The sequence below is a fragment of the Leptospiraceae bacterium genome (assembly GCA_024233835.1).
In the GTDB taxonomy this organism is placed as follows: Bacteria; Spirochaetota; Leptospiria; order Leptospirales; family Leptospiraceae; genus JACKPC01.
The window spans coordinates 236,454-263,222 of record JACKPC010000001.1; the positions used below are offsets into that span (position 1 = coordinate 236,454).

Annotated in this window: 25 protein-coding genes; 17 read left to right on the forward strand and 8 right to left on the reverse strand. The window is 37.1% G+C overall.

Annotated elements, in window-relative coordinates; translation table 11 throughout:
* Nucleotides 1–10 precede the first annotated feature (10 nt).
* Nucleotides 11–2,710 (forward strand): TIM44-like domain-containing protein, encoded by a 2,700-nt coding sequence (locus H7A25_01100; protein ID MCP5498472.1) that lies wholly within the window; start codon nt 11–13, stop codon nt 2,708–2,710.
* 127 nt (nt 2,711–2,837) lie between these two features.
* Here the strand turns inward: H7A25_01100 and H7A25_01105 are convergent, their stop codons facing one another.
* The gene (locus tag H7A25_01105; protein MCP5498473.1) at nt 2,838–4,043 is read right to left on the reverse strand and encodes a hypothetical protein; all 1,206 of its coding nucleotides are present in this window, start codon (nt 4,041–4,043) and stop codon (nt 2,838–2,840) included.
* Nucleotides 4,044–4,097: 54 nt separating this feature from the next.
* Here H7A25_01105 and H7A25_01110 point away from each other — a divergent pair, with 54 nt between their 5' ends.
* The 6 genes from H7A25_01110 to H7A25_01135 all read left to right on the forward strand — a co-directional run bounded on the left by H7A25_01110 (nt 4,098) and on the right by H7A25_01135 (nt 10,129).
* Nucleotides 4,098–6,248, forward strand: coding sequence for a V-type H(+)-translocating pyrophosphatase (locus tag H7A25_01110; protein ID MCP5498474.1), 2,151 nt, complete (start codon nt 4,098–4,100; stop codon nt 6,246–6,248).
* 121 nt (nt 6,249–6,369) lie between these two features.
* Complete coding sequence (prmC, locus tag H7A25_01115; GenBank protein ID MCP5498475.1) at nt 6,370–7,218, forward strand: peptide chain release factor N(5)-glutamine methyltransferase; 849 nt, start codon at nt 6,370–6,372, stop codon at nt 7,216–7,218.
* Nucleotides 7,218–7,763 (forward strand): RNA 2'-phosphotransferase, encoded by a 546-nt coding sequence (locus tag H7A25_01120; GenBank protein MCP5498476.1) that lies wholly within the window; start codon nt 7,218–7,220, stop codon nt 7,761–7,763. The genes prmC and H7A25_01120 overlap by 1 nt, the downstream gene beginning before the upstream one ends.
* Before the next feature lie 92 nt (nt 7,764–7,855).
* Nucleotides 7,856–8,623, forward strand: coding sequence for an alpha/beta hydrolase (locus tag H7A25_01125; GenBank protein MCP5498477.1), 768 nt, complete (start codon nt 7,856–7,858; stop codon nt 8,621–8,623).
* Between the two features lie 40 nt (nt 8,624–8,663).
* A complete protein-coding gene (locus H7A25_01130) occupies nt 8,664–9,293 on the forward strand; it encodes a hypothetical protein (protein MCP5498478.1) in 630 nt (209 codons plus the stop codon).
* Nucleotides 9,290–10,129, forward strand: a complete 840-nt coding sequence (locus H7A25_01135) for a DUF455 family protein (protein MCP5498479.1) — start codon at nt 9,290–9,292, stop codon at nt 10,127–10,129. Before H7A25_01130 ends, H7A25_01135 begins: the two co-directional genes overlap by 4 nt.
* Nucleotides 10,130–10,194: 65 nt before the next feature.
* Here H7A25_01135 and H7A25_01140 read toward each other — a convergent pair whose 3' ends face one another.
* Genes H7A25_01140 through H7A25_01155 form a run of 4 tightly spaced genes read right to left on the reverse strand, consistent with a single transcriptional unit; the run spans nt 10,195 to nt 16,382 of the window.
* A complete protein-coding gene (locus H7A25_01140) occupies nt 10,195–13,386 on the reverse strand; it encodes an efflux RND transporter permease subunit (protein ID MCP5498480.1) in 3,192 nt (1,063 codons plus the stop codon).
* Entirely contained in the window at nt 13,383–14,687 is a 1,305-nt protein-coding gene (locus H7A25_01145; GenBank protein MCP5498481.1) for an efflux RND transporter periplasmic adaptor subunit, read from the reverse strand. The genes H7A25_01140 and H7A25_01145 overlap by 4 nt, the downstream gene beginning before the upstream one ends.
* A complete protein-coding gene (locus H7A25_01150) occupies nt 14,680–15,969 on the reverse strand; it encodes a TolC family protein (protein ID MCP5498482.1) in 1,290 nt (429 codons plus the stop codon). The genes H7A25_01145 and H7A25_01150 overlap by 8 nt, the downstream gene beginning before the upstream one ends.
* Before the next feature lie 38 nt (nt 15,970–16,007).
* The gene (locus H7A25_01155) at nt 16,008–16,382 is read right to left on the reverse strand and encodes a hypothetical protein (protein ID MCP5498483.1); all 375 of its coding nucleotides are present in this window, start codon (nt 16,380–16,382) and stop codon (nt 16,008–16,010) included.
* Between the two features lie 317 nt (nt 16,383–16,699).
* Here H7A25_01155 and H7A25_01160 point away from each other — a divergent pair, with 317 nt between their 5' ends.
* On the forward strand, nt 16,700–16,909 hold the full coding sequence (locus tag H7A25_01160; GenBank protein MCP5498484.1) for a hypothetical protein: 210 nt from the start codon (nt 16,700–16,702) through the stop codon (nt 16,907–16,909).
* Nucleotides 16,910–17,089: 180 nt separating this feature from the next.
* Complete coding sequence (locus H7A25_01165; protein MCP5498485.1) at nt 17,090–18,034, forward strand: Rpn family recombination-promoting nuclease/putative transposase; 945 nt, start codon at nt 17,090–17,092, stop codon at nt 18,032–18,034.
* Between the two features lie 272 nt (nt 18,035–18,306).
* Here H7A25_01165 and H7A25_01170 read toward each other — a convergent pair whose 3' ends face one another.
* Both H7A25_01170 and H7A25_01175 read right to left on the reverse strand, forming a co-directional pair.
* Complete coding sequence (locus H7A25_01170; protein MCP5498486.1) at nt 18,307–18,636, reverse strand: type II toxin-antitoxin system RelE/ParE family toxin; 330 nt, start codon at nt 18,634–18,636, stop codon at nt 18,307–18,309.
* A 107-nt stretch (nt 18,637–18,743) separates the two neighbouring features.
* Nucleotides 18,744–18,995, reverse strand: a complete 252-nt coding sequence (locus H7A25_01175; protein MCP5498487.1) for a hypothetical protein — start codon at nt 18,993–18,995, stop codon at nt 18,744–18,746.
* Nucleotides 18,996–19,148: 153 nt separating this feature from the next.
* Between H7A25_01175 and H7A25_01180 the strand changes: the two genes are divergently transcribed.
* The 8 genes from H7A25_01180 to H7A25_01215 all read left to right on the forward strand — a co-directional run bounded on the left by H7A25_01180 (nt 19,149) and on the right by H7A25_01215 (nt 25,480).
* Nucleotides 19,149–19,478 (forward strand): helix-turn-helix domain-containing protein, encoded by a 330-nt coding sequence (locus H7A25_01180; protein MCP5498488.1) that lies wholly within the window; start codon nt 19,149–19,151, stop codon nt 19,476–19,478.
* Between the two features lie 473 nt (nt 19,479–19,951).
* Nucleotides 19,952–20,791 (forward strand): type I restriction enzyme HsdR N-terminal domain-containing protein, encoded by an 840-nt coding sequence (locus H7A25_01185; GenBank protein ID MCP5498489.1) that lies wholly within the window; start codon nt 19,952–19,954, stop codon nt 20,789–20,791.
* Nucleotides 20,792–20,954: 163 nt separating this feature from the next.
* Nucleotides 20,955–22,043: a hypothetical protein gene (locus H7A25_01190; protein ID MCP5498490.1), complete on the forward strand. Its 1,089-nt coding sequence runs from the start codon at nt 20,955–20,957 to the stop codon at nt 22,041–22,043.
* A 199-nt stretch (nt 22,044–22,242) separates the two neighbouring features.
* A complete protein-coding gene (locus H7A25_01195) occupies nt 22,243–22,443 on the forward strand; it encodes a DUF2281 domain-containing protein (GenBank protein ID MCP5498491.1) in 201 nt (66 codons plus the stop codon).
* Between the two features lie 35 nt (nt 22,444–22,478).
* Complete coding sequence (locus H7A25_01200; GenBank protein MCP5498492.1) at nt 22,479–23,516, forward strand: AAA family ATPase; 1,038 nt, start codon at nt 22,479–22,481, stop codon at nt 23,514–23,516.
* The gene (locus tag H7A25_01205; protein MCP5498493.1) at nt 23,516–24,106 is read left to right on the forward strand and encodes a hypothetical protein; all 591 of its coding nucleotides are present in this window, start codon (nt 23,516–23,518) and stop codon (nt 24,104–24,106) included. Before H7A25_01200 ends, H7A25_01205 begins: the two co-directional genes overlap by 1 nt.
* A complete protein-coding gene (locus tag H7A25_01210; protein ID MCP5498494.1) occupies nt 24,103–24,711 on the forward strand; it encodes an MjaI family restriction endonuclease in 609 nt (202 codons plus the stop codon). The genes H7A25_01205 and H7A25_01210 overlap by 4 nt, the downstream gene beginning before the upstream one ends.
* Nucleotides 24,704–25,480 carry an MjaI family restriction endonuclease gene (locus H7A25_01215; GenBank protein ID MCP5498495.1) on the forward strand — a complete coding sequence of 259 codons (777 nt, stop codon included), beginning with the start codon at nt 24,704–24,706 and terminating at the stop codon, nt 25,478–25,480. The genes H7A25_01210 and H7A25_01215 overlap by 8 nt, the downstream gene beginning before the upstream one ends.
* On the opposite strand, the gene H7A25_01220 is transcribed toward H7A25_01215, so the two are convergent.
* Nucleotides 25,466–26,572 carry a site-specific DNA-methyltransferase gene (locus H7A25_01220; protein MCP5498496.1) on the reverse strand — a complete coding sequence of 369 codons (1,107 nt, stop codon included), beginning with the start codon at nt 26,570–26,572 and terminating at the stop codon, nt 25,466–25,468. The two genes, H7A25_01215 and H7A25_01220, sit on opposite strands and share 15 nt — an antisense overlap.
* Nucleotides 26,573–26,769 lie beyond the last annotated feature (197 nt).

Genomic DNA, 26,769 nt, shown 5'->3' on the forward strand with positions numbered 1-26,769 from the left:
GGAGTATAAGATGAAACGAATATTAGTTTATTCTGTATTATTAGTTCTTTTTATTTTTTTTAATTTTGAAGTTTTTTCAAGACCCGGTGGAGGACGCAGTTATCGTTCTTCGAGTAGCGGTTCTTCTTCGAGAAGCAGTTCGTCTTATCGAAGTAGCGGCTCTTCTTACAAAAGCAGTAGTGGTTCTTCATACAGAAGTAATTCCTCTTCTTCCTATAAAAGTAGTGGAAGCTCTTATTCTTCGGGTGGTTCTTATAGTTCGGGCTCTTCTGCTCCGCAATATAATTTTGTATCACTCTATGACCTGACTTCTTACTCGCTATCTATGGAGATTCTAAAAGACTCATCTTTCAAGGCAGAAGAGAAATTTAGTAGTAGTTATATACCGACAAAAACCAATACCTATTTCTTGTATTCTATCCTCTTACCCAATGCTTCCCAAAACTCAGGAAATACGATTACTATTTTCAATACAGGTTCCGGTAAAACAGAAACGGCGAAAGAAGATTCATCTTTAAACAAAAACTATGCGGTATCAACTTCTATACCGGTGCCGATGCTAAAAACACCCGGAACTTTTTCCATAATATATGCTAACTATGATCCTCTTCCTGAAATTCCGAAAGCTTCGGTATTTAAAGTTCCTGTTTATAGTCCTTCGGGTTATAAAACTCTCTTAAAAGAAACCACATTTTCTATTAAGTTTCCGGAAAATGTAAACCCGGAAGAAATAAAAGTAATCCCTTCCGGATTAGATGGGAAAGAACTCAAAAATAAGATTACCTACACTATTAGCAAAGGTTTAATTACAGGTAAAGCCATCATTACCGATCCAAAAGAAAATGCGATTTTAAGCATTAGCTTTCCCGAAAATACCTTTGTACCGGATAGTATTTCCTTAAAAGAAAAAGGTTTTGATCGTTTTCTCGAAAAAAAGAAAATTGATCTAAACATTCTGGATGGTGGTTTCGTGGATGTAGAAGATGAATCCATATACTTTTTAAAAAGTAGCGGAACTGTTGCTGAATCCATTAGTCGATCCATATATAGAAATTACTCTAAAGTTAGAAGCATTATAACCGGCGAAATTAAGACATCAGTTCGACCTTCTTCGATATTTTATCATAGCTATGATGTAAGTCTTTATTGGTTTACTGCATCCGGCAATCCTATTAAAAAGATGTTTACAACTCATGGTTATATCAAGGAAGAGGATTCCTCTCCCGTGCTTCTCTGGGAAAGTCCAAAACAGGAATATTTCCCCACCGAAAAAATGGAAGTGAATATACAACTTCCCGGAAACGTGAAAGCTTCCAATATTAAAATCGAAGGAGAATTGCATTCTAAAAAACCGCTAAGAATTTTGAAAGAAGGAACAGTAGTAAGATTTCTAATGAGAAATTTATCTAAAGGAGATTACCTGAAAGTCAAATTGGTATTGCCTGAGGGTGCTGTGGGTTCCGGAAGTTTTTTTAAACTTGTAAAATTGAATTTACAGGATACCAGATTAACCAACCCATTTTTATTCTACTCTCCTTTTATACTGCTTCTCATCGGGATACCGATTGCTTTTCTGATACTCAAAAGAAAGAAAAATGCAGCTCCTGATACAAGCGGTCTGGTTCAGGCCAGGGCCAGCTCTGTAAGTTTTAGCTCAGACCCTGACTTCTCTCTCGATGACTTCTACAAGAAAGCTGAATGGACCTCCAATCAACTCACTTCCGCCTGGTTAAAAGGAGATATGTCTGTGGTACGAAGCCTTGTTTCTTCAGGAGTTTATAACCGTTTCCGGGTTCAGTTGGCTATCATGGATAAAGAAGGCATGAAAAACTTCATGAAAGATTATCGCTTATTATCCCTCAAAGTTATTACTTCCCTGGATGAATCTCCTCTGCAAAGCATCCACGTTTTACTTCGAGCCGAAGCAAGAGACATCAATCTGCCTAAAGATACTCCGAAAAAAGAAATAGAAAAAGAGCTAAATTTCTGCTCTGTAGAACCCTATGAAGAAGTCTGGTCTTTCGTGAGAAGTGCCGGGGCAAAAACGGTGCCGGGTAGAGACTTATTCTCTAATCGCTGTCCTTCCTGCGGCTCACCGGCTGACAAGTCAGCTCAATCTAACCGCTGTGAAAATTGTGGTTCCGTCTATAACTCAGGCAAGTATGATTGGGTGCTATCCGAGATCACACAGACAGTGGAATGGTCTGAATCTGCCCTATCTTCTTCCGTTTCCGGCCTATCCGAGTTAAGAAAAGTAAACCCCGGAATCAGCCCGCAGGTAGTGGAAGATAGGACTTCTTATCTTTTCTGGAGATGGACCGAATCACGCCTGAAAGGAAATCCCGACCCATTGCGCAGGGATGCAGTAGAGACCTATCTTTCCGAACTTCCAAAGTCTTCGGTACCTTTTTATGATATAGCAGTAGGTGCTGTAGATACACAGAGTTTAAAGCTGGACGGAAATTCGGCGATTGCTAAAGTGAAGGTGAAATGGAGTGCCGCTGATACAAAAGGTGCAGAGCCTTATTACAGAGAAAATACCTTTACTATAATTTTGGAAGAAGCAAAAACCGAGCTTTTGGGATTTGCAGGTCACAGTTGTATAAGCTGCGGTTCACCTTTACCTGAATCAGATTCTCTGAGTTGTGAATACTGTGGTGCAGAAGTACCGGGTAAAGTAAAAGACTGGTTATTAAAAAGCGTAAATTAGATCTTTATACCCTTCCCAGCCGGATGTGGTTGCTGAGCAAGCAAAGCGCGCCGAAGCACAGCGTCCGGCTGAACGGGGACCGAAGCATAGTTGTTGCCCGATAGCTCGTCTGCGATATACTTAAAATCTACTTCAAGAGCTTTTCTTCTTCTTTAAAACTAAATAATCCTAGTGCACCGATAAGTTCTCTCATACCATATTTTTCATCTCTAATTATAAATCTATTTTTAACTTCTTCAAATTTATTCTGTTTTTGTTCTTCTTTCAATATAAAAAGACTGAATAGAAGGAATTCACGGTTTTCATGAAATTGAATAAGGTTTGAATCCAGAGCTTCAAGTCTCTTTTGGGCTTCCATTTTTCTAAGTTCTAAAATTTTATCAATTGCTTGAATGTCCGTATGTCTTCTCTGTTGATAATAATAATCGCGAATCGGACTCAGCACTTCCGCAGAAAACGTATGGCCCCTGCGCAGTAAAGTCTGTAAAAAGGCTCTTCGAAAAAGCTGCAAAGCTCTCTGCGGTTTTTTATTCTTTTTATAAAAAAGAGCCAATTGTAAAGAATAGGATTCCATCTCCGGGAACAGGGACGCTTTTTGAATCAGGGAGAGTTCCTGCTCCGAGTAAGGAACTTTTAACTTTCGTTCGGAGCGAATGATGTAGGAGTGGATTTCTTTTTGCAGAGGAAAATAAGGTAAGTAAAATTTTGCCAGTTCTCTCACGCAGAACCATTGATTCTTCTCTTCCAGTCGTTTCAGTTCCGGAACCAGGGCTTCCATATTTGCCGGTTTTATCGAAGGATGACATTTTCCTTGAAATTCCGGAATTTCAAACTGCTTTATTTCCTGAATCGAGTAGGTAAAATATTTTTTATCTCCGAGTCTGGAAGATAAAAGGGTAGCTCTGAATCTTTCTTCAGGAGAATTTTTATTTTGAGAGAGATAAAGCTTTAAAAAGGAAAACTCTTTTTTGGGCCTTGCCAGTTCCCGGTAAATATTTGCCAGTTCCAAAAACAGGTCCGGCTGTTCTTTTTTTAGTCGGATACTTTTTTCCAGATCCTCTCCGGCAAGAAGCAAGTCTTTCTCCAGACGATAAGAGAGTCCCCTCAGGCGATAAAACTTCCATTCCAGGGCTAAGGGTATTTGAGTTGATACTTGAGAAAGCAGGTTGAGAGTTTTTTTAGAATCTCTTCTTTTTAGTTCAAGTTCGGCTTTTTGTAGAATTTCTTCAAATTTTTCTCGATTCTCATTGGCAGAAATCAGGCCTGTACAGATATAGAAAAAAAAAATGAAGGTGCAAAGGGCTTTTTTTAGACTTGACTCTGAGCCTTTCATATTAATTAAGTCGGTCAATCCATAAAATTAAGAAATACCAGTGAGGAATTTTTAATGCAGTCTGCTTATATTATTATTGCCATGTCTATTCTGGCATTATTGACAGCTTTGCTGTATCGAAACAAAGTTATTAAGATTAAAATTGGAGAGGGAGAAGAAAATAGCCCTCAAACTAAGAAATTAATCGAGATCTCCGATGCGATTTCGGAAGGTGCTATGGCATTTTTAGTTCGGGAATACAAAGTTATCGGTATCTTCATCAGTTGCATGACTGTTCTAATCGTTCTATTATTGGATAACGAAAAAACTCCAAATTTCAACGAGGGGATTTTCACAGCGATTTCCTTTGTCCTCGGAGCTCTGATTTCCTGTGCCAGTGGCTTCATCGGGATGAGAATTGCCACCCTGGGAAATGTTAGAACCGCACAGGCTGCCAAAACGAATCTATCTGAAGCATTCAGGATAGCTTTTGATTCGGGTGCTGTTATGGGTTTTGGACTCATCGGTCTCGCTATTCTGGGCCTCATCCTTCTTGTTCTCAGCCTGAAAGGTCTTTTTCCGGAAACGGAACTGAGCATTATTATGGAAGCTATTGCCGGGTATGGACTGGGAGGTTCTTCTGTAGCTCTTTTTGGACGGGTAGGAGGGGGAATTTACACAAAAGCAGCTGATGTTGGAGCTGACCTTGTGGGAAAAGTTGAAAAAGGTATCCCGGAAGATGATCCCCGCAACCCGGCTACAATTGCCGACAACGTGGGAGATAACGTAGGAGACATTGCCGGAATGGGAGCAGACCTTTTTGGTTCGGCTGCTGAAGCCACCTGTGCTGCACTTGTAATCGGAGCCACAGCCACGGCTCTTTCCGGAAATTTTGATGCTCTTTTATATCCTCTCTTAATTTCAGCATTTGGAATTCCGGCTTCTATCATTACTTCCTTTTTTGCCAGGGTAAAAAGTGATGATGCCAATGTAGAATCTGTACTCAAAAATCAACTCTGGATTTCGACTATTCTTGTGGCTGTAATCATGTATTTTGTAACGAAGTATATGATGGTGGATTCTTTTGTATTGGAAGGAAAGACGATTACCCGCTGGGATGTTTATATTTCTCTCATCCTCGGACTTTTTTCCGGTATGTTAATCGGAATTATCACGGAGTTCTACACTTCTCATTCCTATAAACCCGTGAAAGAAGTTTCGGAAGCATCTCATACCGGAGCTGCGACAAACATCATCTACGGTCTGGCCCTGGGTTATCACAGTTCCATGCTTCCGGTCATTTTGCTGGTGGTTACTATTGTTTTCTCTACCCTTATAGCCGGGATGTACGGCATCGCCATAGCTGCTATCGGGATGATCTCTACGATAGCTATCGGACTTACGATTGATGCGTATGGCCCGGTTTCGGATAATGCAGGCGGTATTGCCGAGATGGCTGAGTTAGGAAAAGAGGTTCGAAATAGAACTGATAAACTGGATGCAGCCGGAAATACAACCGCAGCTGTTGGAAAAGGTTTTGCGATTGGCTCGGCTGCCCTGACTTCTCTCGCTCTTTTTGCTGCCTTTATTACTCGTGCCAGACTCAGTCTAAAACATGTAAACCCAAACGACCTGAGCCTTGCAAAAATTGAACTTTTAGACCCTTTTGTTTTCGGTGGTCTTTTATTCGGAGCCATGACTCCCTTTATTTTTTCTGCCTTAACCATGAAGTCCGTGGGAGATGCGGCTAAAGATATGGTGGAAGAAGTAAGAAGACAGTTCCATGAAAAGAAGGGATTAATGGATGGAACCGAGAAGCCGGATTACAAACGCTGCGTGGATATTTCCACCTCGGCTTCTCTTCGGGAGATGATTCTTCCCGGAGTCCTTGTTCTTTTTACACCGATTATGGTAGGGTTTCTTTTCGGGATTCCCACTCTTTCCGGGGTTCTCGCCGGGGCTTTAGTATCCGGTGTGGTTCTGGCTATCTCCAGTGCAAATTCGGGAGGAGCCTGGGATAATGCAAAAAAACATATCGAAGCCAGTGGAAACAAAGGCTCGGATCAGCACAAGGCCGCTGTGGTGGGAGATACAGTAGGTGATCCTTTCAAAGATACCTCAGGTCCTGCTATCAATATTTTAATCAAGTTGATGGCAATTACCAGTCTCGTATTCGTGGAATTTTTTGTAAACTACGGGGGAGCAATTAAGCATTTCATGAAATAGTTTACTATAAACGCAGGAGAGTAAGCGAGCCACCGATGGCTCGCTTACGATTAAAAAAACTCCTGGCTTTTAAGAAAGTGTACTGCGTTTATACCATTTTAGACAAGCTTTATAATATAATATGCAAAAAGATACCTTACAATATGTTCTCACCCGCTCCCGTGATTACCTGGCAAAGAAAGGAATCGCAAACCCCCGTCTGGATGCAGAAGTCTTACTCTCCGATACTTTAAAGATGGATAGAATCAGTCTTTATACCAAATTTGATATGATTCTTAGCGAATTCGAAAAAGATACATACCGTGAGAAAATTCGGGCTCGTGGAAATTTTAAACCGGTGGCCTATATTACGGGTTTAAAGAGTTTTTATCACTGGGACTTCCAGGTCAATGAAAATGTGCTAATACCCAGACCGGAAACGGAAGAACTACTCGAATGGGTTTTAAAAGAGAACAGGGGGGTTGCAAAAAAAGTTTTAGACCTCTGTTGTGGTTCCGGTTGTATCGGGATTTCTCTTTTGAAAGAAGAGTTACTATTCCAGCTTTCTTTTTCTGACATTTCAGAGAAAGCTCTTGAGGTAACAAAAAATAATTTGCGAAATCTTGTGGAGGAAAAGAAAGAGTTTCAGCTTTTTCAATCTGATTTATATCGCTCCATACCTGAACAGAAATTTGATGTGATTGTATCCAACCCTCCCTATATCCCTTTAGAAGAAAAATCTCAGATTATGCCTGATGTTTTAAATTATGAACCCCATATTGCACTTTTTTTGCAGGAACCGGAAGCTTTTCATAAGCGATTGTTGGAAGAGAGCCTGAACTTTCTTTCCGAGGAAGGAAAGTTATACCTGGAAACTCACCCGGATTGGATACAAAAAATTGTCGGCCTAGGAAAAGAATTAGGATATAAGAATATTCAGATAAAGCAGGATCTCAGCCGGAAAGAAAGATTTATTTCCTTAGAAAAATGATGAAACTAAAAGACAGAGAAAGAATAGGTAAATTTTTAAGCCTTATTTTACGTCATAAGCCAGAAACTATCGGTATTCAATTAGATGAAAACGGTTGGGCAGATGTAGAAGAACTTTTAAGCCGCTTAAAAGAAAACGGAACAGACTTGAGTTTGGAAGAACTCGACTTGATTGTAGAAACCAATAATAAAAAACGCTATTCCTACAACAGGGACAAAACGAAAATCCGAGCTAACCAGGGCCACAGCATTTCTGTGGACGTAGAATTGAAAATAGTATCGCCACCTGAGATTTTATTCCACGGAACCTCCGAAAAAAGTCTTGCTTCTATAAAACAGGAGGGTTTAAAAAAAATGCAGAGACAACACGTTCATTTAAGCCCGGATTCGGAAACCGCGGTGAAAGTAGGGCAGAGGCACGGCAGGCCGGTTGTTTTACGGGTTATGGCAAGGAGTATGCAGAAAGACGCTTATCGTTTTTATCTTTCTGAAAATGGGGTCTGGCTCACAGAAGAGGTTCCTGTACAATACATTCAATTTCCATGAAATTCTTATATAATTATCTTTATAAACGTTACTGTAATAAACGCTATGCTTACCTTGAGTCTGTATTGCATTTAAAAAAAGAAACTTTCGACATGGAAGGTCATTCTATCCGGTACTACAGGGGAAAAAAGGAAGGCAAAAAACTTCTGTTTATACACGGACTTTTAGACGCGGCTTTTGGTTTCCGTAAATTAGTCCCGCACTTACACCCGGAACTACAGCCTATTCTCCTGGATATTCCCGGTTTTGGTCTGAATCCTCTCCCCCAAATTCGTTACCTTTACCAGCTCGACATTTTCGCTGATCTGATTTATACATTTTGTAAGCGCAGTGGCTTAAAAGACATTATCCTTGTAGGTCATTCTATGGGAGGCTTAATTGCTCAACATCTGGCTCTATTAGATAAAGAGCATATATTTTCTAAGCTAATTCTCTTATCATCTGCAAATTCTATGCACCCGAAGCGGGATGAAATGCGGGCTTTGCTCTTTCCGAGTACTATCCTGGAAGTAGAGAATCTTCTAAAACACCTGCACTATGAAGATATTCCGGAACCGAGTCTTTTAGAAAAGAAAATCCTTTTAAACGCCTGGAATTCGAAAGAATACTTTTATCTTGCGGAGAATACAATCGAAAGAGAATCGGAAATTTTTTTCGGAGAAAAGAGTCGGGCTATTCAACTTCCCTGCCTTATTCTCTCAGGTGAAGAAGACAGTATTACTGAAATGGATATGCAAAAAAAAATGCAGGAGTACATTCAAAATAGTGAATTAAAGTTTATAGAAAAGGCCAGACATGCGATTCACATTGAAAAAGGAGAGACTGTCGCAAAAGAGATAAACCGTTTTTTAGGTTTCTGAAAATTCTTGCAAGAATCTTTAAGATTCCTAAACTTAGTCTATGAGAACTTTTTTACTTTTATTAATCTTTTTTTGTTATTCCATCCTGGCAGAAGGAATAAAGTATACGGGAGAGGATGGAACTGTCTTTACTAACGGACGCTACGGATTTACCCTTCAGTCCTTAGATGAGAATACAGGTGTGCAGTACACGGAGTATTCTCTGGATAAAGATACTGAGTATAAACCGGCCACCGGTACCATTTATATTTCTACAGCAGGCCCTCATAACCTGTTTTTTAGAGGAATTGATAAGGTAGAGAATAAAGAAATATTTAAGCACTACCATATTATTGTTGATTTAGAAGCTCCAGTGCTTCTTACACAATTAAAAGGAGAAAAGAAACAATACAAGGGTCGGCTATTTTATTCCCCATCTGTTTCTTTATATATTACTGCTAAGGACTACGGTTCCGGGTTAGAGGGTATCTATATGAGTATTAATGGAGGAGAATATAAGAAAGTCACACAGGACATAAATGAGTTTAAAACCTCCGGAGATTATACTATAAATTATTATGCAGTGGATAAGGTGGGAAATAAATCGAGTGAAAAGAAATTGCTCTTTTCTGTGCAGACTGATATTATTCCACCCGATTCCGGCATAAAATTAAATAGAAATAAAAAATGAAAACCATAAACGAATACTGCCTGCATTTGCTTTCATCTCCCTCCCTAAAAGAGAAACTTCTTCCGGCGGGAGAAGAACTTTTAGATATAAAAAGCAATGTGGTGGTTCCGGAAAAGCCGGGCAGGGAAAAAAAACTGTCTTTCTCTGATAAGAAAATGAAAATTCCCCGGCTCGAACATTTAAAGCAAGCGGACTTAAGGGCCATTACCCTGCACCATTTTGCGAATCATGAGTTAATGGCCATAGAACTTTTTGCCTATGCTCTGTTAAAGTTTCAGGACATACCTGAACTGAATCGCAGGGAAATGCTAAAAACCATAGCGGATGAACAAAAACATTTGAAGCTATATTTACAGAGGATCGAAGAACTCGGAATGCAATTTGGTGATAGAGAATTGAATTATATATTTTGGAAGTATACACCAAAAATGCAGACGAAAGAAAAATTTGCAGCTATCATGTCCCTATCTTTTGAAGGTGCCAACCTCGATTATTCTTTATTATACAAAGAAACTTTCTTACAATATGGTGACCCGGAATCTGCGTCTATTATGGATGTGATCTATAAGGATGAGCTAAAGCATGTGCGAAGAGGTTTAAAAATCATAAAGAAAGAAAAGCCGGAAGACATTTCTGATTGGGACTATTATCTTTCCCTATTGGACTATCCCTTCACTCCCAGAAGAGCCAAGGGTTATGTGTTTATACCCGAAACCCGCAAAAAAGCAGGTTTCAGTGAAGATTTTATAGAAAAACTGTCTCAATACAAAGATGAGTTTTCTAATCGGAAACCGGAAAAAATTCCTCGAGAAATTCTGGATAATTTATTCTTATAATAAGCCTTACTATAAATTCATTTTGCTTGATATAGGAATATTCAAGAATATTAGTATTTATTTATCTATTCTTTCTTATTTAAAGGCCCACATTTATTGTTTTTATGCAATCGCTCCTGTATCCATTCATAAAGCAAGGGTAAAAGGATTAAGGTTAATAGAGTGGAAGTGAATAAACCTCCGATCATGGGAGTAGCCAGACGCTTCATAATCTGAGAACCCGAATCTGTACTCCACATAATCGGCAAAAGTCCGATAAGAGTGGTAGATACTGTCATCATTTTAGGACGTAACCTATCAACGGCTCCTTCAATGACTGCCAAACGTATATTTTGAGAATCTTCTAATTTATTTCCTTCCTTGTATTTTTGAAATACTTCATCGAGATATAGAAGCATAACAATACCCGTTTCGGCGGCAAGACCGGCCAGGGCAATAAAACCCACGTCAGTTGCGACAGAATGATTAAATCCGAGAACATACATCAACCATATCCCTCCTGTTACAGCAAAACTCAGTGAGAAGAGTATAATAATGGTTTCTAATATATTGCTGAAGTGAAAATAAAGGAGTAGAAATACGAGGAAAATTGTAATCACAGCAGCAATTTTTAGCCTTTTTTCTGCTTTTTCCATATACTCAAATTGCCCGCTCCACTGAAAGCTTATATCCTGAGATATTTTCAATTCTCCTGAAATGATTTTACTTTGAATGTACTCTTTTGCGGCTTTAACATAGGAGGCTACATCCTGCCCTTCTTCCAGGTCTATGTAGAGCCAGGCTGTCTTTCTGGCATTTTCCGTTTTAATACCCGGAGGCCCTCCTTCAATGTAAATATCAGCCACATTTGATATGGGAATATATGCTCCTGTGGATGTTTGTATCCAGATATTTTTCAGTTTATACAAATCATCTCTGTATTCCCTCGGATAACGTATACTGACCGGATAACGAGCAAGACCTTCTACAGTTTCAGTAATATTCATTCCTCCTACTGCTGTCATGATGGTATCCTGAACGTCACCAATAGTTAAACCATAGCGGGAAGCCTCATAGCGATTGATTTTAAAGTTAATATATTTTCCACCGGTTACCCGTTCCGAAACAACAGAAGCTGTACCGGGGAAACTGCGAAGATAGGCTTCTAACCTGGCTCCCAGATCGGATAGGTTCTGTAAATTATCTCCGAGTAGTTTTATACCCACCGGGGTTTTTATACCGGTAGAAAGCATATCGATTCGAGTTTTTATCGGGTACGTCCAGGCGTTGGTTAATCCCGGAAATTGAATGGCTCTGTCCAGTTCCTGACTGAGTTTTTCTACAGTCATACCTTTTCTCCACTCAGAAGGGTCTTTCAGGATAATACTGGTTTCTATCATAGTTAATGGAGCCGGGTCAGTGGCCGTATCGGCTCTGCCTATTTTTCCGAGAACATGATCTACTTCGGGGAAGCTTTTAATGATAGCATCTGTCTTTTGCAATAATTCTCTTGCCTTGGTAATAGAAAGACCCGGCAGGGTAGTTGGCATATATAAAATATCCCCTTCATTCAAAGGGGGCATAAATTCTCCTCCTATCGGTCGAATAAAATAATTTTTTGAAAAAGGTTTAACTATTCCGAATATAGGGATAAAACTACATACTAAAAATATCATAGATACAATCGTTACAGTCTTTTTGTTGTCCAGACAATAGATGAGCAAAGGTTTATAGAGTCGAATTAGGAATTTTGAAACCGGATTACTTTCTTCTGAATGAATTTTCCCCTTTACAAACCAGGACATGAAAACCGGTATGACGGTGATGGCCAAAAGAGATGCGAAGCCCATAGCAAAGGTTTTTGTCAGAGCAAGAGGTTTAAATAATCTCCCGGATTGTCCTTCTAAAACCAAGACAGGCAAAAATGATACGGTTATGATTAACAAGGAATAAAATAAGGCCGGACCGACTTCTACAGCCGCTCGACGGACAAGCTCGGTGTGGTTTACACCTTCCTCTTTTTCCATGTGTTTGTGCAGGTTTTCAACCAGTACAACGGAAGCATCTACCATGACACCTATAGCAATGGCGATTCCACCCAGGCTCATGATATTTGCATTTATTTTGAGTAGATACATCAACAAAAGAGAGGCTAAAAAACCCAGTGGCAGAGTCAATACAGCTACTAAAGAAGAACGTAGATGCAGCAGAAATATAACGGTGACAAGGCTTACCACGAGCATTTCTTCGCCAAGTTTGGATAAAATATTTTTAATCGCCCGCTTGATTAAAACTGAACGATCATAGGAGCTATTTATTTTAACCCCCTTCGGTAAGAGAAGCTGTATTTCCGAAATTCGTTTTTTTACCCGATCGATTACTTCAAGAGCGTTTTCTCCAAAACGAGCCACCACAATTCCACTTACAATTTCCCCTTCTCCATTAAAGTCACTCAAGCCCCGACGTATATCCGGTCCTATCTGTACATTCGCTACATCCCCGATAGTAACCGGGTTTCCATCTTTATCAATTTTTAAAACAATAGAACGTATATCTTCCACAGAGCCAATATAGCCAAGCCCCCGTACCATGTATTCCGTTTCACCCATTTCAATTAATCTACCACCTACATCTTTATTGCTTCTGGCCAGGCGGGAACGGATTTCATTCAAAGAAATTTCATACAGTATTAACTTTGTGGGGTCGACTTCTATCTGGTATTGCTTAACATAACCTCCTATACTTGCAACCTCAGCGACTCCCTGTAAGCTCTGAAGTTCATATTTCAAGTTCCAGTCCTGCAAAGCTCGAAGTTGTTGTAAATCGTATTTGCCGGAGGTGTCACTTAAAGTATACATATAAACCCAGCCCACACCGGTTCCATCCGGGCCGAGCCTGGGTTTCGCTTCCTGAGGTAATTTGGCTGATGCAAAATTCAAATATTCTAAAACCCGGCTTCTGGCCCAGTAAAGATCTGTACCATCATCAAAAATAATGTATACCAGAGAAAAGCCGAAAAAGGAATAACCTCTTACCACCTTAGCTTTAGGCACAGCCAGCATAGAGGAAGTCAAAGGATACGTTACCTGATCTTCAATAACCTGCGGAGCCTGTCCCGGATACTCGGTATAGATAATTACCTGAATATCGGAAAGATCAGGAATAGCATCTATAGGAATATTATAAATCGAATAAGCACCACTTAATACGAGAAATAAAGCAAACAGGACGACTAAGAGTTTATTTTTTAAGGAATATTCAATAATTCTTGTAATCAATGGGAATGCCCTCCTTCAGGCATAGCTGAAGCTTCTGTCTGCATTTTTCGCACGGCTTCCTGTAACTTTGTTTCTGAATCTAAGAGAAACTGTCCCGATACTGCAATGGCCTCCTGTTCTTTTAGACCCTTAAGAACCTGAACCCTATCGATTCCATCCGGCACTCCCGTTTTAATTTCTCTGGCTTCAAATTTTCCTTTTCCGTGATAAACAAAAATTAGTTCTCGAATCCCGGTTCGAATCACAGCAGAGGAAGGAATAACAATGTGTTCTCCTTCGAGTTTTTGTTCTAATACTATGGTTGCATACATACCCGGTTTAACCTTGAAATCCCGATTCGGTATGGAAACTCTTACTTTTAAGTCTCTCGATTTCATTTCGATATACGGAAAAATAAAACTTACCTTTCCCTGAAATTCTTCTGTGGGTAATTGAGGAAGGAGAATTTTAGCCGGCATATTTTCTTTGATGAAGGGAATATCCTTTTCAGGTATATGCACAAAAGCCCAGACAGTTTCCAGATTTGCTAATTTAAACAAATCCATTCCTTCCATGATTTTGGCTCCTTCTATTACTTTTTTTTCTACAACAACTCCTGAATAGGGAGAATACAAATTCATGAGTCTTTGCACTTCCTGCTTTTTTTCCAATTCAAGAATTTGTCCTTTTGATATATTCCAGTTTAAAAGCCGTCTTTTAGAAGATTCTAATAATTTAGATAATTCTTTTTTTGTACCCTCATCAGAGGCGGAATTATAACTTTTATAAAGCTTCAGGTATTCTTCCTGGGTAGAGACAAGTTCCGGACTGTAAATCCCTATAAGAGCCTGACCCTTTCTTACTGTCTGTCCCGTAAACTTTACATATAACTTTTCTACCCAGCCATTTACGCGACTATTTATAATGGTCTCAGCAGATTCATCAAAATCAATGTGGGCAACAGTTCGAATTTCTCTTTCGATAGTTTTCTTTTTCACTAATTCGGTTACGACACCGACTTTTTGAATGGTAGCCGGTTCAAGATGAATGATTATCTTATCTTTGGAATCCGGTTTTGTATCTTCCAGATTCATCTCCTGTTTTTTCAAAGGAACCAGATCCATTTTACAGATAGGGCATGTACCTTTTTTATCCCGAATGACTTCCGGGTGCATCGGACAGGTATATAATTCTTTTTCATGCTTATGTTCATGCTTTTCTTCGGACTTCGAAGAAGTATTTTCCTGTGCTTTCTTTTTACAGGCCGTACTAAAGAAAAAGGGTATTAGTATAAGGTATATTATGAATAATTTTTTACTCATCTGTTTTCTCCTTTGTTTGAGTTAATTCAGGTAAAATTCGGTTGGATAAAAATGCCAAAAGTAGGATCTGCCTGCCTTTTTCTTCTTCTAAGAGAGCCATTTCAAGCTGTGTAGAAAAAAGCAAGTCCCAGGCCTCTAAAAACTTTTCGAACTCTGCTTTACCATTTTCATAATCAAAGCGGCTTGTTTCCAACTGCTCTTTTGCGACAGGAAGTAAGAGTGTTTGAAAACTCTTAAATCTTTCTTTTGAACTTAGTAGCTTTTCTTTCAGTTCTGCGTAACTTTGTGTCTCTTTGCGAACTATATCTTCTTTACTTAATAGTACGGAGGAGTAATGTTCTTCTCTGGCTTTTACATTTGAGGAATTGGACATAGCCGACCAGACAGGAAGACGAAGGCTAAAACCAAAACTCATAAAATCCTGTGCCGGAGTAGGATCCGAGGCGATATAAGCCCTTTTACGATAAGAAGCGAAGAGTTCAAAATCCGGGTAATAGTTAAATTTACTCAGACTCTTTTCTTTTTGTCCCTTTTCTAATTGTATCCGGGCTATGGCAATTCCGAGAGAAGCTTTTTCCAGATCGATTCCCTCCTGCAATATAGAAGCTTCTAAATCTTTTATATATCCGTTTAAGTTTCCAAATTCGATTTCTTCTCCGGGGAAAAAATACATTAGCTTTTCTTTTATAACTTTTTTTTCCCCTTCGAATTTTAGTTCCTTATCTTTATATAAAGCTTCTTTCCAGCGAATGCGAGATAAAGGACCGAGACCCTGTTTTCCGGTTGAATAGGCTACTTTTTTAACCTCTACAAGTATCTTAAGTTTTGTATATATGTCTTTACTGATGTTTAAAAGTTTTTGATTCTTCCTTTTTTCCAGAGCAAGACTTAAAAAATCAAAGGCCAGACGGTTTCTCTGCATAGCATATTGCAGCCGAGCAATTTTGAAATTTGTTTCGCTTATGTCCGCCTGCGTACTTAAGCGACCGGGAAAAGGAATAGCCTGGCTGATTTTAAATTCGATTCCTGTCATCGGTGTTTTGTCTTCGATGAGTTTCAGGTCTTTTTTATACGGGTAATTGGACCAGGCAATCCCTATCATCGGATCCGGATAAGTCGAAGTCGCATAACGCGAAGAATAAAATGCAGAAAGCATTTCTTTTTCAGCTGCTTTTAAAGATGTATGCTCCGAGCTTAAACGTAGTAATACATTTTGTATATTTTCTTCTGCAAATATACTATAACTATATAAATAAAATATTAATAAAATCCATTTGTACATGTTTCATCCTCCTTTTTAGTTAAAAAAAGAGAATGGTATCAAATTATAAGATGTGTGGTTTTAAGAGGGTATAATTCGAAGTAAGAATTGTCTGTATTTTGATTTGAAAAGGAAAAGGCCAATAAAACATCAGGAATAAAGCTGAGAAAAGAATCCTTCAATATAGAAACAAAAGCATTATATACAAAATATTCAATATCTAAAAAAGAAACCGTATTATCCTGTTCCTGTTTTTCCGGACAGGGGCAATTATCTTGCTGCGCAGCGTTATGACAGGGGGAAGTTTTGGCTTTAGTATGGATTTGTTGCATCGGACAGGACTTACCGAAAAGCATGAGCTTCTGACAGTCTACAGATATAGAGAGCCCTACGAGAAGAAATATGGCTAATATTTTTCTATAAAAAACTCTCATAGTATAACTATTACTGAATACAGGAAAAAGTAAAGTCTTTTTTCTATTTTCAGAAAGTTCCACCAATTACCTATCATGTTTGGATGTACCCTGTATTTCTCGCTCGTGTCTAGCATAGCTTGGCTTCCCATTCAGCCGTTGGCTCGCTCAGCAACCGGATAAGTCGAAGCCTGAGTTCGAAATACAGTAACCGAGTGTATCGAAAGCATACACCTTTTATACAGCTTTTAGGTTGGCAGGTAATCGTAAATACAGTGACAAAAGCATTGATAAATACCCTCACGTAGCATATTCCTGCTTTATCGAGGCGTTTATCAATGTATTTATCAATGTATTTAAGGGGGGCTTGCAACTATACAGCGGTAAGCCAGCGGTATGCTTCCTGTAAGCTTCCAATACATTCCTGGAACGAAGGCTTTTTTGTTTATGCCCCTAACTTTCAGGAAGTTGATGGACTTTCCGAGAGCCTCCCCCAGTGGGGGATAAATGTGATGGATAGAGCTATCTCAGTAGTGATAGGGGGGTAAAAAGGCGCCTGACTTCGGCTCTCTTTGTTCGCTCAGCCGGCAACATCCGGCTGGGATGAAAGAAGAAGATTCAAAAAAATCAAAAGATTTATCCAAAAAAGCCAGTTTCACTTTCTGTCTCGCAAAATTTTTTTGTTCATTTTGTGATTTTTGATACCTATTATAGTAGGAGATCATAAAATGAAAAAACAGGAATCGAAAACCACAGCCGGACTTTTACCCTTACACGTTGATATTGTATTTAAGATATTTTGCATAAAGTATCCCCATCTACTTTCTGACCTATTAAATGCAGTTTTAGGTTTTGAAGGTAGTAATAAAATCGAAGAACTACAAATTTTGAACCCGGAAATTCCCGGAGACATTGCAACTGACAAGGTTTCCATTCTGGATATATACGCGACAAATAAACAGGGAAAACACTTCGGAGTGGAAATGCAGGCTTTTCCCCAGTCCTACTATGGAAAACGGGTTTTGTATTACTGGTCAAAACTCTACAGCCAGCAGATTGATAGAGGAAACCTGTATAGCATCTTGCAACCCGTTTATTCGGTCTCATTTTTAAATTTCGATTTGCTTAAAATTGAGAATTTCCATTCAACTTTCCTCCTTTTGGAAAAAAATAATCCTGAAATAACCTTGACGAAAGACCTCGAAATCCATATAATTGAACTACGGAAGTTTCTAAAACTTGCAGGTGAGCTAAAAACCAATCTCGAAGACTGGATCTACCTTTTACGGCAATCGGGAAGTTTGAAGGAAAACGAAGTGAACGAACTAAAAGTAAAGAACCCTATAATACAACAAGCCATAGAAGCTCTTCAGGACATTTCCCTTGATAAGAAAACAAGGGACTATTACGAAATGCGTATCAAGTCTGAAAGAGATTTTCATGCTATGAGAGATTATGCCTACAACGAAGGGCTTGAAAAGGGAATTGAGAAAGGAATTGAAAAGGGAAAACGGCTTATTGAAATCCGGGAACGAAAGGCAAAGCACAAGGAAAAGCTCAAGACTGCAATAAAAATGAAACGCGCGGGTTCATCTCTTGATTTCATATCAGAAATGACCGAGCTTCCGAAAGTTTACTTGGAAACGTTTTTTCGGAAAGCGCTTAGAGGTTAGAGGTTGGGAATTAGTGACATGCTGAAAAGTTTATCTTTCCAAAAGGGAAACAAGCATGGAAGAACTATTACTAATCCCCAATACCTAAACACTAATCCCTAAAAGCAGGAAACCAAGTTTTACAAGTATTGGAAGCTAATGGACTCAGGCTTACGCCTTCGCTCAGCAATCGATAGTATAATTAATAAAAGGACTTGAAAAAAAAAGGGCGCCTGGCTTCGACTCTCTTCGTTCGCTCAGCCGGCAACATCCTTGAAGGTAGATTATTTATTTTATTTTCTGTTTTTCAAAGACTCCGGATTTCTTCTGTCATGCCAGACAGCTACTATCGAAATCAGGGTTTCTTTGAGAACATAGTAGAGGGAGAAAGGAAAACGCTTTAGCCTTGTTTTCTTCACAGTAGGAGATGTATTGCAATCCATCTTTACAGTGTTGTCTCTCCTCTTTTTTCCTAATTCTTCTGCTGTATCAAAAACCTCATTAGCAAATTCTAAACCCAAACCTTTCTTCTGTTTCTCATACCAGAGATAGGAGTCTTCCAAATCCTTCTTGGCTTCCGGTTCAAAGTGGTAAGTCTCTTCCTTTTTGTTTTCATTTTCCATAAGGTCTCCCTTGAAAGCTCGAAAGCGCTTTCGAGCCTTCTTTAACAAAAGAAAGACTCCCAGTTTTAAAAGGCTGGCCGCTGATAGCTGACGGCTGAAAGCTGCTTTTAAGCATTCAATGCCTCTAAATCCCTTTCTACTTCTTCCCTTGTAAAACCGGGATGAGGGTTTTCTTCCATACGCTTGAGACGAATGGACAGATCATGTTCTTGGGACAGATCGTGTTCTGTCCCTACAGCAGGGGTGGTGATGTCCTCGAAAACCACAACAATCCTGTAGGTTCCGGGTTCTATGGCCTCTGGTAGCTTTGCGGTAAGGGTTCCCTCGGCGACCGCGGCTTCGACTTCGTAATGTTGCATGTGTTGTGCTCCTTTTATTTTCCAAGCTTTTCAGGCTGACAAAGTACTTGACCTTGCACCTGCTCAGGTGAAAAGCTTGGGTAGGTGATATGACCAGTATATATCAGGATATTTGGACAGTCAATCATTAAATGTCCAAAATCTGGACATTTAATGAAAAAAGAACAATACTCAGAACTATTAAATCATTTAGGTTTATCTCAAAGAGGCTTTGCAAGAGAATACAATATTCCTCACTCTACAGTTAGTGAAATTGTAAATGGAAGGGGAAAACCTCTACCAGCAAATATTATTTATAAGATTCACAAAGATCATGGTATTAGCTTAGATTGGTTAATAAATGGTGAAGGTGACATGTTAGGTATCCAAAGTAGTGAGTCTTTAACTGATGATGAAAAGGCTTTATTTAAAGAAGTTCGTGAAAATCCCAAACTGATAGGTTTCTTAAAAGGTTTTATTGAAACGCTTAAAAAAAACCTGTAATTATCTCCTCCTTTCGTTACGATTCGGTTTAAACCGAACCTTGATAAAGTTTAGGACAGCAAAAATACCAATTCATTAATGACAAAATTTCTTAAAATAAGGAATTCCTGAGAAGAAGGAAAAATAGGATTTTTCTCTAAAAAGAAGCAAATCTCCTGATTGGAAACAAAACGCGGTTTCTTCAAAATGCCTTCAAAAAACTCAAAACTACCCTTTCCTGTAAATTCTTAGTTTCTATTATAATTGACAAACATTATTTCTGTATAGTATTTTGTGAAACAATTTTTCACTTTCGCCTTTCAATTTTTTGTTGTCTTTATAGGAAAAAAGACAGTAAGGTATAAAATAATAGTGAATATTTCGATTTAACCAGCTTATAAGAACTTTTCGGAAAAGGGTCTCCTTACATGATGCAGATATTTACTATATGTAATTTTAGTTGAGGTAATAAAATTAAAAAGAGGTAAAAAATGATGAATATTCCAATAAAAGTAAAAGAAAGAATACAATTAGGATTTAAGAAATTTCAAAGTGTAATCAAAAATGCAAAAGATAATGATGTAAATGAATCAAATACAGTTGTAATAATTACAGATATGCTGAGTGATATTTTTGGCTATGATAAATATTTGGAAGTGACAACTGAGCTTGCTACAAAATCGGGAAATTATTGTGATCTCGCAATTAAAATTGATAACAAAATTAAATTAATAATAGAAGTAAAAAGTATAGGAACCGAACTAAAGGATAATCACATTAAGCAAGCCGTAGATTACGGTGTAAATTTGGGAGTTGACTGGGTAGTTCTTACTAATGGAAATCATTGGTTGGTATATAAAGTAATATTTGCAAAACCAGTAGACAAAGAATTAGTTTATGATTTTAAATTTTTAGAAATGAATTTAAAACAACAATCTGATATTGAGAGTTTATTCTATCTTTCAAAAGAAGGACTTGGTAAATCAACATTAGAAGAATTTCACGCTCAGAGGCAGGCATTAAGTCGATATTTTATTAGCCAAATGATATTATCTAATGGAATATTAGAAAATCTAAGGAGAGAATTACGTAAAATAAGTCCAGGAATTAAGATAGAAATCAATGATATAAAGAATGTTATAACTGAAGAAATATTTAAAAGAGAAGTCACCGAAAATGAGAAAGCTGAAGAAGCAAAGAAATTAATCTTGAAAGTGTATAAAGATATAGACAGGCAAAAAGCTAAGGAGCAAAAAAAGAAAGGTATTGAACGTTCAGACTCAAATAATTCTTCGTTAGAAAATAATTCCAACGAGATAAATAATTTTGAATAAAGTTGTTTAGAAAATCGTTGATTCTTGATGTATGATGAGCTATTGCACACTCTCTTGCCCGCTCAAACGGAAGATGCGAAACGCACTTCCGCTTTCAAAGGCAATGTCGTCTATGCTCGTGACGTTCTGTGTAATGCCATTTTGGCTATATAATCAAATATCCATGAATTATACAATTAATCCAAAACTAATCAAAGATTTTAGAGAAAAAGTAAACGAGGACTTTGTTTTTGAAAAATATAAAAATGTAAATGGAAAAAACCATTGGAACATTATTTGTTCATGTATGGATTGGATAGATGTTGCTGTTTCATTTATTCAAGATTATGGCTCCGACACTAAAAATATTGATGTTTTGAGCATGGACACATATTCATATATCTCCTCAATCGATATAATACATGAGGCAGTGACACAATTACACCGGGTGTTTATTCCTAACCAATCGATTCCTTTCAAAGGAAAAAAATATATATTCAAAAATAACAATATATGTGGTAGCGACAATGAATATTTCAAAGAGATACGAGCTGCCTTCGGAGCTCACCCAGTAAATATAAAAAACAAACATGGGAAAAGGTATGCGAGTTGGCCTACCGATAGACTTTCCAAAAATGACGATGATTTTTCTTTACTTCTTTACAGTGAAGAAATTGAACAGAATGACATAGAATTTGGATTTAAATTCGATGAACTCAATCGATTTTTACAAGAACGATACGAATATTTAAATCATATTATAGTTGCTATAGACGAACAGTATGAATTGCATAAAAAAAAATACAGCTTAACTATAGTTAAAGAAAGCCATGATATACAGACTCAACTTCAATTTTTAAAAGAAGAAAATATCAGCAGATTTAATAATGAGTATTACGATTTCGCAATAAATGTACTATTAAGAATTTTCAACCACAACATAATTGCAGAGAATCTCATTGAGAAAGAGGCCGAATACAAAAATAAACTACAGGAACTGATCAGGGAAATCATGAGCAACCTTCAAAATATGAATCTTGCAGATCTTGAATACGACAATATTCTTAACCCTGATTACCCTTCGGCGATTAGCTATTCAGTTGGTAAAGTATTTGTTTGGCTTGATTCATCAAATGATCCGCTGATTGACTTTCATTTACAAGAGATAAATCAGTATTCATCCGGGGAATATAATTTTGATAAGAATCAACCAATAGATGAATTATTTCTGAAGCTAAAATTGCTTCTGTATTATGAAAATTGTAAAATATAAATGGCACTGCACATAACTGTCTTTTTCCCGCTGTGTCGGGCAGAGCCCTCCTTGACCTCGCCCTCTCCGCTTCGCTTCCGCCTCGTTCTTTCCTTAAGAGAGGGGATAGCTCAGTAGTAGAAGGACAGCAAGCGGATCGCGAAATTTTTCGATAGAATGTTGGCTTACAAGAGATGTCTAAAAAATAAAGGTGAAACTTATGACTGATTTATTATTAATTTCAAAGTTTCAGACAATGCCGGAAGAGCTAAAAAAAGAAGCTTTACATTATTTTGATTATCTGCTGATGAAGTACTATGAATCTATAGAGAAAACTCCCCGCCCGGTATTTGGGAGTGCAAAAGGAAAATATGAACTTATGCCGGATTTTGATGAGCCACTGGAAGATTCTGGTGATTAGAAAATATACTGAATGATAAATAAAAAGGATTAACAATGTTCAAAAGTATCAATATAAAAAACTTTCGTTCTTTTAAAGAACTAAAAGAAGACAGATTCACCAGAATCAACTTGATTACCGGACGGAATAACTGTGGAAAAACATCCTTTTTAGAAGCTCTGCTTTTACTCGGCTCCGTAAATGAAATTGCTCTTTCGGTTGCTATTGATAATTTTCGTGGATTGAAACATAAAAAGCCGGGAGATTTTAAGTTTCTTTTTCATGGATTAGAGTCAGTTAATCAAATTGAAATTTCCGGAAATATGGAAAAGAATGTTCGCAAGTTAAGTATTTCTTTAGAAACGAAAGAAGAAGAGTATATTGATCCTACGAATATCAGCTCTACGATAAATCAGGAAGAAAATGCTGTTTTAGTGTATAAAATAGAAGAAGGTAGTACATCTGAAAATGTAAAATTGCTTTCTGAAATCAAAAATAACAACCTTTCTTATCAAAAGCTTCCGAATGGTAAAAAAACTTTTTCGGAGAAGTCACTTTATTTAAAATCCAGTCTACCTTTAAACTTTATCACTCAATTAGACGAATTGATTCGTACTAAAGAGGAAAAAATCATCATAGATGTGATTCAAAAAATCGACAAAGATGTAGTGGATATAAGCATCGGTGAGGGTAACACGGTATATGTGGATGTAAGTAAAAAACATCTCTATCCGATAAACATTGTGGGAGACGGAGTGGAAAAAATCATCCAATACATAGCTGCCTTGAGTAATTTTAAAAATGGAACTGTATTAATCGACGAAATAGAAAATGGCTTACATATAGATTCTGTCCAACACTTCTGGAAAGCTCTTGTGGAGTTAAGTCATAGAAACAATTTCCAAATTTTCGCAAGCACTCACAGTATAGATATAATGAAAGGTCTCGCAAATATTTCTACAGAAGAAAGCCCGATTGCAGAAGAGGAATTTTCATATTTCAACATGCGGAAATTAGAAAAAGAAACAAAAATGTACCGCTATACAATGGATGAGCTAAGAAACTCTCTAGAAAATAATATCGAGGCTAGATAATGAAAGTCTATGTAGAAGATAACTTGACTTATTATTTCATCAAGGCTTTATGCGAGAAAATATCTCTATCCTTAACTTCCATAGATGTTATGGGAAATGACAGCTATGAAAAATTATTGCCTCAGTTTCAAAAAAATACAGACGAAGGATTATTATCTGTAATCATTTTGGACAGTGATAATGATACACACAAAGATAAAAAAGGATTTATAAATAAAAAAAGTGCTATAGAAGATTTTATCAAAGATAATAATCTGAAAATGAAATACTTCCTGATGCCCAACCACGGAGACGATGGAGCAATCGAAGACTTACTTCTAAGTATCATTAATCCTGAATATGCAGAAGTTTTAAACTGCTTTGATAATTATGTTACCTGTCTCGAAAAATCAGAGAAGAAATATCAGTCTCCTATTATAAAGTCCAAATATTTTGCCTATCTCGATGCTTTTCCGAAATCAAATAAGGAAGAGGAACGAATGAAAAAGGGAGATGTTTTTAGGGAAAGTTTAAAATATTGGAATATGGAAAGTAAGAATTTAGATCCTATGAAAGAGTTTTTGTTGCAATGTCCAGAAGCACTATTATGAAAAATAAACTTAAAATAAAAACTACAGAGTTAATAAAGGTAATTCAAACCAATCAGGCTGAATTTCCCAAATATACAACCCAGCTTATCAATTTAGCCAACCAAAATGCACAGGGAACAAGACCGAAAATAGTCGGGCAAATGTCTGAATTGATACAGGAATTTGATGGAGACAATTTTGATGACTGGGAAAACTGGTATATAGATAAATATCCAAAGGCAATCGAAAATGCAACCGATAGAATTTTTGAAATGATAACTAATCTAAAAGAAGCGATTCAGCATGTGGACAGAGATTTGGTTGAAAAATGGGTACATGACCTTGTAGTTGTAAAAACTTTCATTGGCTTAAAATTCCAAAAAATACTGCTACAGAAAATAGCAGAAAAATATGAGGTAGAGTATAAGGCCTCTACTCCACAAGAAGAATCAAAAGGAATCGATGGTTATATAGGAAAAATTCCTGTATCTATAAAACCGGATACATATAAAATAAAAAATCAACTGAATGAAAAAATTGAGGTCCCGATTATCTATTATACAAAAGTCAAAGATGGAATTTCTGTTGATTTAGAAGAATTAAATAATAGGATTGCGAATGGATGAATTTATTAACCGTTTAGATACTGATTTTTTCCGTAATACAAACAGAGCATGGAATGATTTAATGCTGAATGACCCATGGAGTGTTGGATATGTGTCTTCCCTAATAGAGTCTGAGCATTTCATTAAAAAAGAAGATTGGGAAAGTTTTTATTATAATTCGGGAAAGAAAAGAAGTCAACTCTTATCCAATCATCCAAAAATAGAGTTGTTAAACGACATTTATATATTATTAAATAATAAACAAGCTATCAATAATTTAGATTGGGATACAAAGAATCTAAATTATAATTATGGTAGAACTCAGAATGATTTTCAAAAGAAAGGAGAAATTCTTTATAATGAATTGGTTAACCATTATGACTCTATCAATCTTGAAGATTGTATAGAAGCTGTTCGATTTAGGGTTATTTGTGAGACATGGAATGGAATAATTTTAAGAGAAAGAAAAACTATAGAAAATTTAAAAAAATTATTTCCAGATTTTAAATTTCAAAAAACGGAAGGTGCATTTGATTATAAATATGCTGTAGACTATTTAGTTTATGATAATGAGGAAACAACAAAACTTGGAATACAGATAAAGCCTCAGTCTTATCAAATAGGTAAAGGAAACTTTTTAAGAAATGCAAAAACTGCCAATCAAAAGAAGAATAACTTATTCATAAAAGATTATGATTGCAGTGTGGTCTATATTTATTCAAAAACAGATGGAAGTATCATCAACGGGGAGGTTATTGCGGAAATAGAAAAGATTTTAAAACAAAGTTAATTCTTTCTCTTTTTTCTTTCCATTACCATTCGGGAAATTATAAGTAGGTGTATTTAATAATTCAGAATACTTTACTTCAATATCATCATTATTTTGAATAGACTCCACCTCATTGATTATAAGTTCTTTTTCCTGAGATGTCATTACCGGAAAATTCATTTTATCATTATGATGTTTTATTTCCTTACCGGACTCCAACCTATTCTTAACAAACTCTCTATGCTTCTCTATTCTTTTATGTAAGTATTCATTTAAAGAATTTTTATAGGAATCGGTATTCTCTAAAAATTCTTTTTTAAAATAAGGTTCTAATTCAATACCGATACTATTTCTTTCTGAAGCGATAGCAGCTAACGTTGTTGTTCCGGTTCCCCAAAAAGGATCTAACACTGTATCGCCTTTACACGAATACATATTAATCAATCTATAAACCAGTTCAAAAGGATAAGCAGCACTTCTGTTTCTCGTTTCCGTATTTTTAATGAGTTGTTTGGTACCTTTCACATCTTCCCATATATCGGAAAACCAAATATTTCGTTCTTCCCAAAAATAAGAACTTTCGCGACGAATATCTTTTTGTTTATTATTAAAATTCTTTTTGGTTCCTTTACGAAAAATTAAAATGTATTCATGTTCGAGGGTTACATAAGCACCGGCAGGAAGCATACCGGAACCCATAAATTTATTAGGAGCGTTAGTTTGTTTTCTCCAGAGAATATTTGGTAGATTTTTAAAGTCAAGCTGTAAACACTTTTGAATAATTCTTGCATGGTTGGAAAACAATTGAAAATCACCATTAATGGTACGGGTAGCATCTCCAATATTTATAATTAAAAAGCCACCATCTTTAATGGAATGATACAAAGATTCCCAAACTTTATCCATCTCCTGATTCATAAGTTCAAACGCCAATGAAGGATTTTGTTCCAATATCTTTTGAATATCGGTATTCATTTTAAAAAAAAGCTCATCCCACATCTGGATCATCGGATAAGGAGGTGAAGTTACAACCAGATCAATAGAATCAGGTTCAACTATTTCTGATAAGGATCTTGAGTCATGAATTAGTATTTTGTGATTGGAGGAAACCATAGGATATTCCAAGACCTTTATAAAAAAAGTGACATCATTTGAAAAGTAAAAGAAATTTTATCCCTCAAATCCCCTTAAAAAACTTCTCAAAACTCACTCGCATGCCCTTATAAAGCTTTTCTAAGGTCTCCACACGTGCAATAATAGCTGTTAATCTCCGCACCGGAAAGCTCCGAGAGCTTCTCCTGGGTCATCCC

What these genes read in the sequence shown, in the direction of transcription:
- H7A25_01100 (MCP5498472.1), top strand. Translation starts at nt 11, where the DNA reads ATGAAACGAATATTAGTTTATTCTGTATTATTAGTTCTTTTTATTTTT.
- H7A25_01105 (MCP5498473.1), bottom strand. Translation starts at nt 4,043, where the DNA reads ATGAAAGGCTCAGAGTCAAGTCTAAAAAAAGCCCTTTGCACCTTCATT.
- H7A25_01110 (MCP5498474.1), top strand. Translation starts at nt 4,098, where the DNA reads ATGCAGTCTGCTTATATTATTATTGCCATGTCTATTCTGGCATTATTG.
- prmC (MCP5498475.1), top strand. Translation starts at nt 6,370, where the DNA reads ATGCAAAAAGATACCTTACAATATGTTCTCACCCGCTCCCGTGATTAC.
- H7A25_01120 (MCP5498476.1), top strand. Translation starts at nt 7,218, where the DNA reads ATGAAACTAAAAGACAGAGAAAGAATAGGTAAATTTTTAAGCCTTATT.
- H7A25_01125 (MCP5498477.1), top strand. Translation starts at nt 7,856, where the DNA reads ATGGAAGGTCATTCTATCCGGTACTACAGGGGAAAAAAGGAAGGCAAA.
- H7A25_01130 (MCP5498478.1), top strand. Translation starts at nt 8,664, where the DNA reads ATGAGAACTTTTTTACTTTTATTAATCTTTTTTTGTTATTCCATCCTG.
- H7A25_01135 (MCP5498479.1), top strand. Translation starts at nt 9,290, where the DNA reads ATGAAAACCATAAACGAATACTGCCTGCATTTGCTTTCATCTCCCTCC.
- H7A25_01145 (MCP5498481.1), bottom strand. Translation starts at nt 14,687, where the DNA reads ATGAGTAAAAAATTATTCATAATATACCTTATACTAATACCCTTTTTC.
- H7A25_01150 (MCP5498482.1), bottom strand. Translation starts at nt 15,969, where the DNA reads ATGTACAAATGGATTTTATTAATATTTTATTTATATAGTTATAGTATA.
- H7A25_01155 (MCP5498483.1), bottom strand. Translation starts at nt 16,382, where the DNA reads ATGAGAGTTTTTTATAGAAAAATATTAGCCATATTTCTTCTCGTAGGG.
- H7A25_01160 (MCP5498484.1), top strand. Translation starts at nt 16,700, where the DNA reads ATGTATTTATCAATGTATTTAAGGGGGGCTTGCAACTATACAGCGGTA.
- H7A25_01165 (MCP5498485.1), top strand. Translation starts at nt 17,090, where the DNA reads ATGAAAAAACAGGAATCGAAAACCACAGCCGGACTTTTACCCTTACAC.
- H7A25_01170 (MCP5498486.1), bottom strand. Translation starts at nt 18,636, where the DNA reads ATGGAAAATGAAAACAAAAAGGAAGAGACTTACCACTTTGAACCGGAA.
- H7A25_01175 (MCP5498487.1), bottom strand. Translation starts at nt 18,995, where the DNA reads ATGCAACATTACGAAGTCGAAGCCGCGGTCGCCGAGGGAACCCTTACC.
- H7A25_01180 (MCP5498488.1), top strand. Translation starts at nt 19,149, where the DNA reads ATGAAAAAAGAACAATACTCAGAACTATTAAATCATTTAGGTTTATCT.
- H7A25_01185 (MCP5498489.1), top strand. Translation starts at nt 19,952, where the DNA reads ATGAATATTCCAATAAAAGTAAAAGAAAGAATACAATTAGGATTTAAG.
- H7A25_01190 (MCP5498490.1), top strand. Translation starts at nt 20,955, where the DNA reads ATGAATTATACAATTAATCCAAAACTAATCAAAGATTTTAGAGAAAAA.
- H7A25_01195 (MCP5498491.1), top strand. Translation starts at nt 22,243, where the DNA reads ATGACTGATTTATTATTAATTTCAAAGTTTCAGACAATGCCGGAAGAG.
- H7A25_01200 (MCP5498492.1), top strand. Translation starts at nt 22,479, where the DNA reads ATGTTCAAAAGTATCAATATAAAAAACTTTCGTTCTTTTAAAGAACTA.
- H7A25_01205 (MCP5498493.1), top strand. Translation starts at nt 23,516, where the DNA reads ATGAAAGTCTATGTAGAAGATAACTTGACTTATTATTTCATCAAGGCT.
- H7A25_01210 (MCP5498494.1), top strand. Translation starts at nt 24,103, where the DNA reads ATGAAAAATAAACTTAAAATAAAAACTACAGAGTTAATAAAGGTAATT.
- H7A25_01215 (MCP5498495.1), top strand. Translation starts at nt 24,704, where the DNA reads ATGGATGAATTTATTAACCGTTTAGATACTGATTTTTTCCGTAATACA.
- H7A25_01220 (MCP5498496.1), bottom strand. Translation starts at nt 26,572, where the DNA reads ATGGTTTCCTCCAATCACAAAATACTAATTCATGACTCAAGATCCTTA.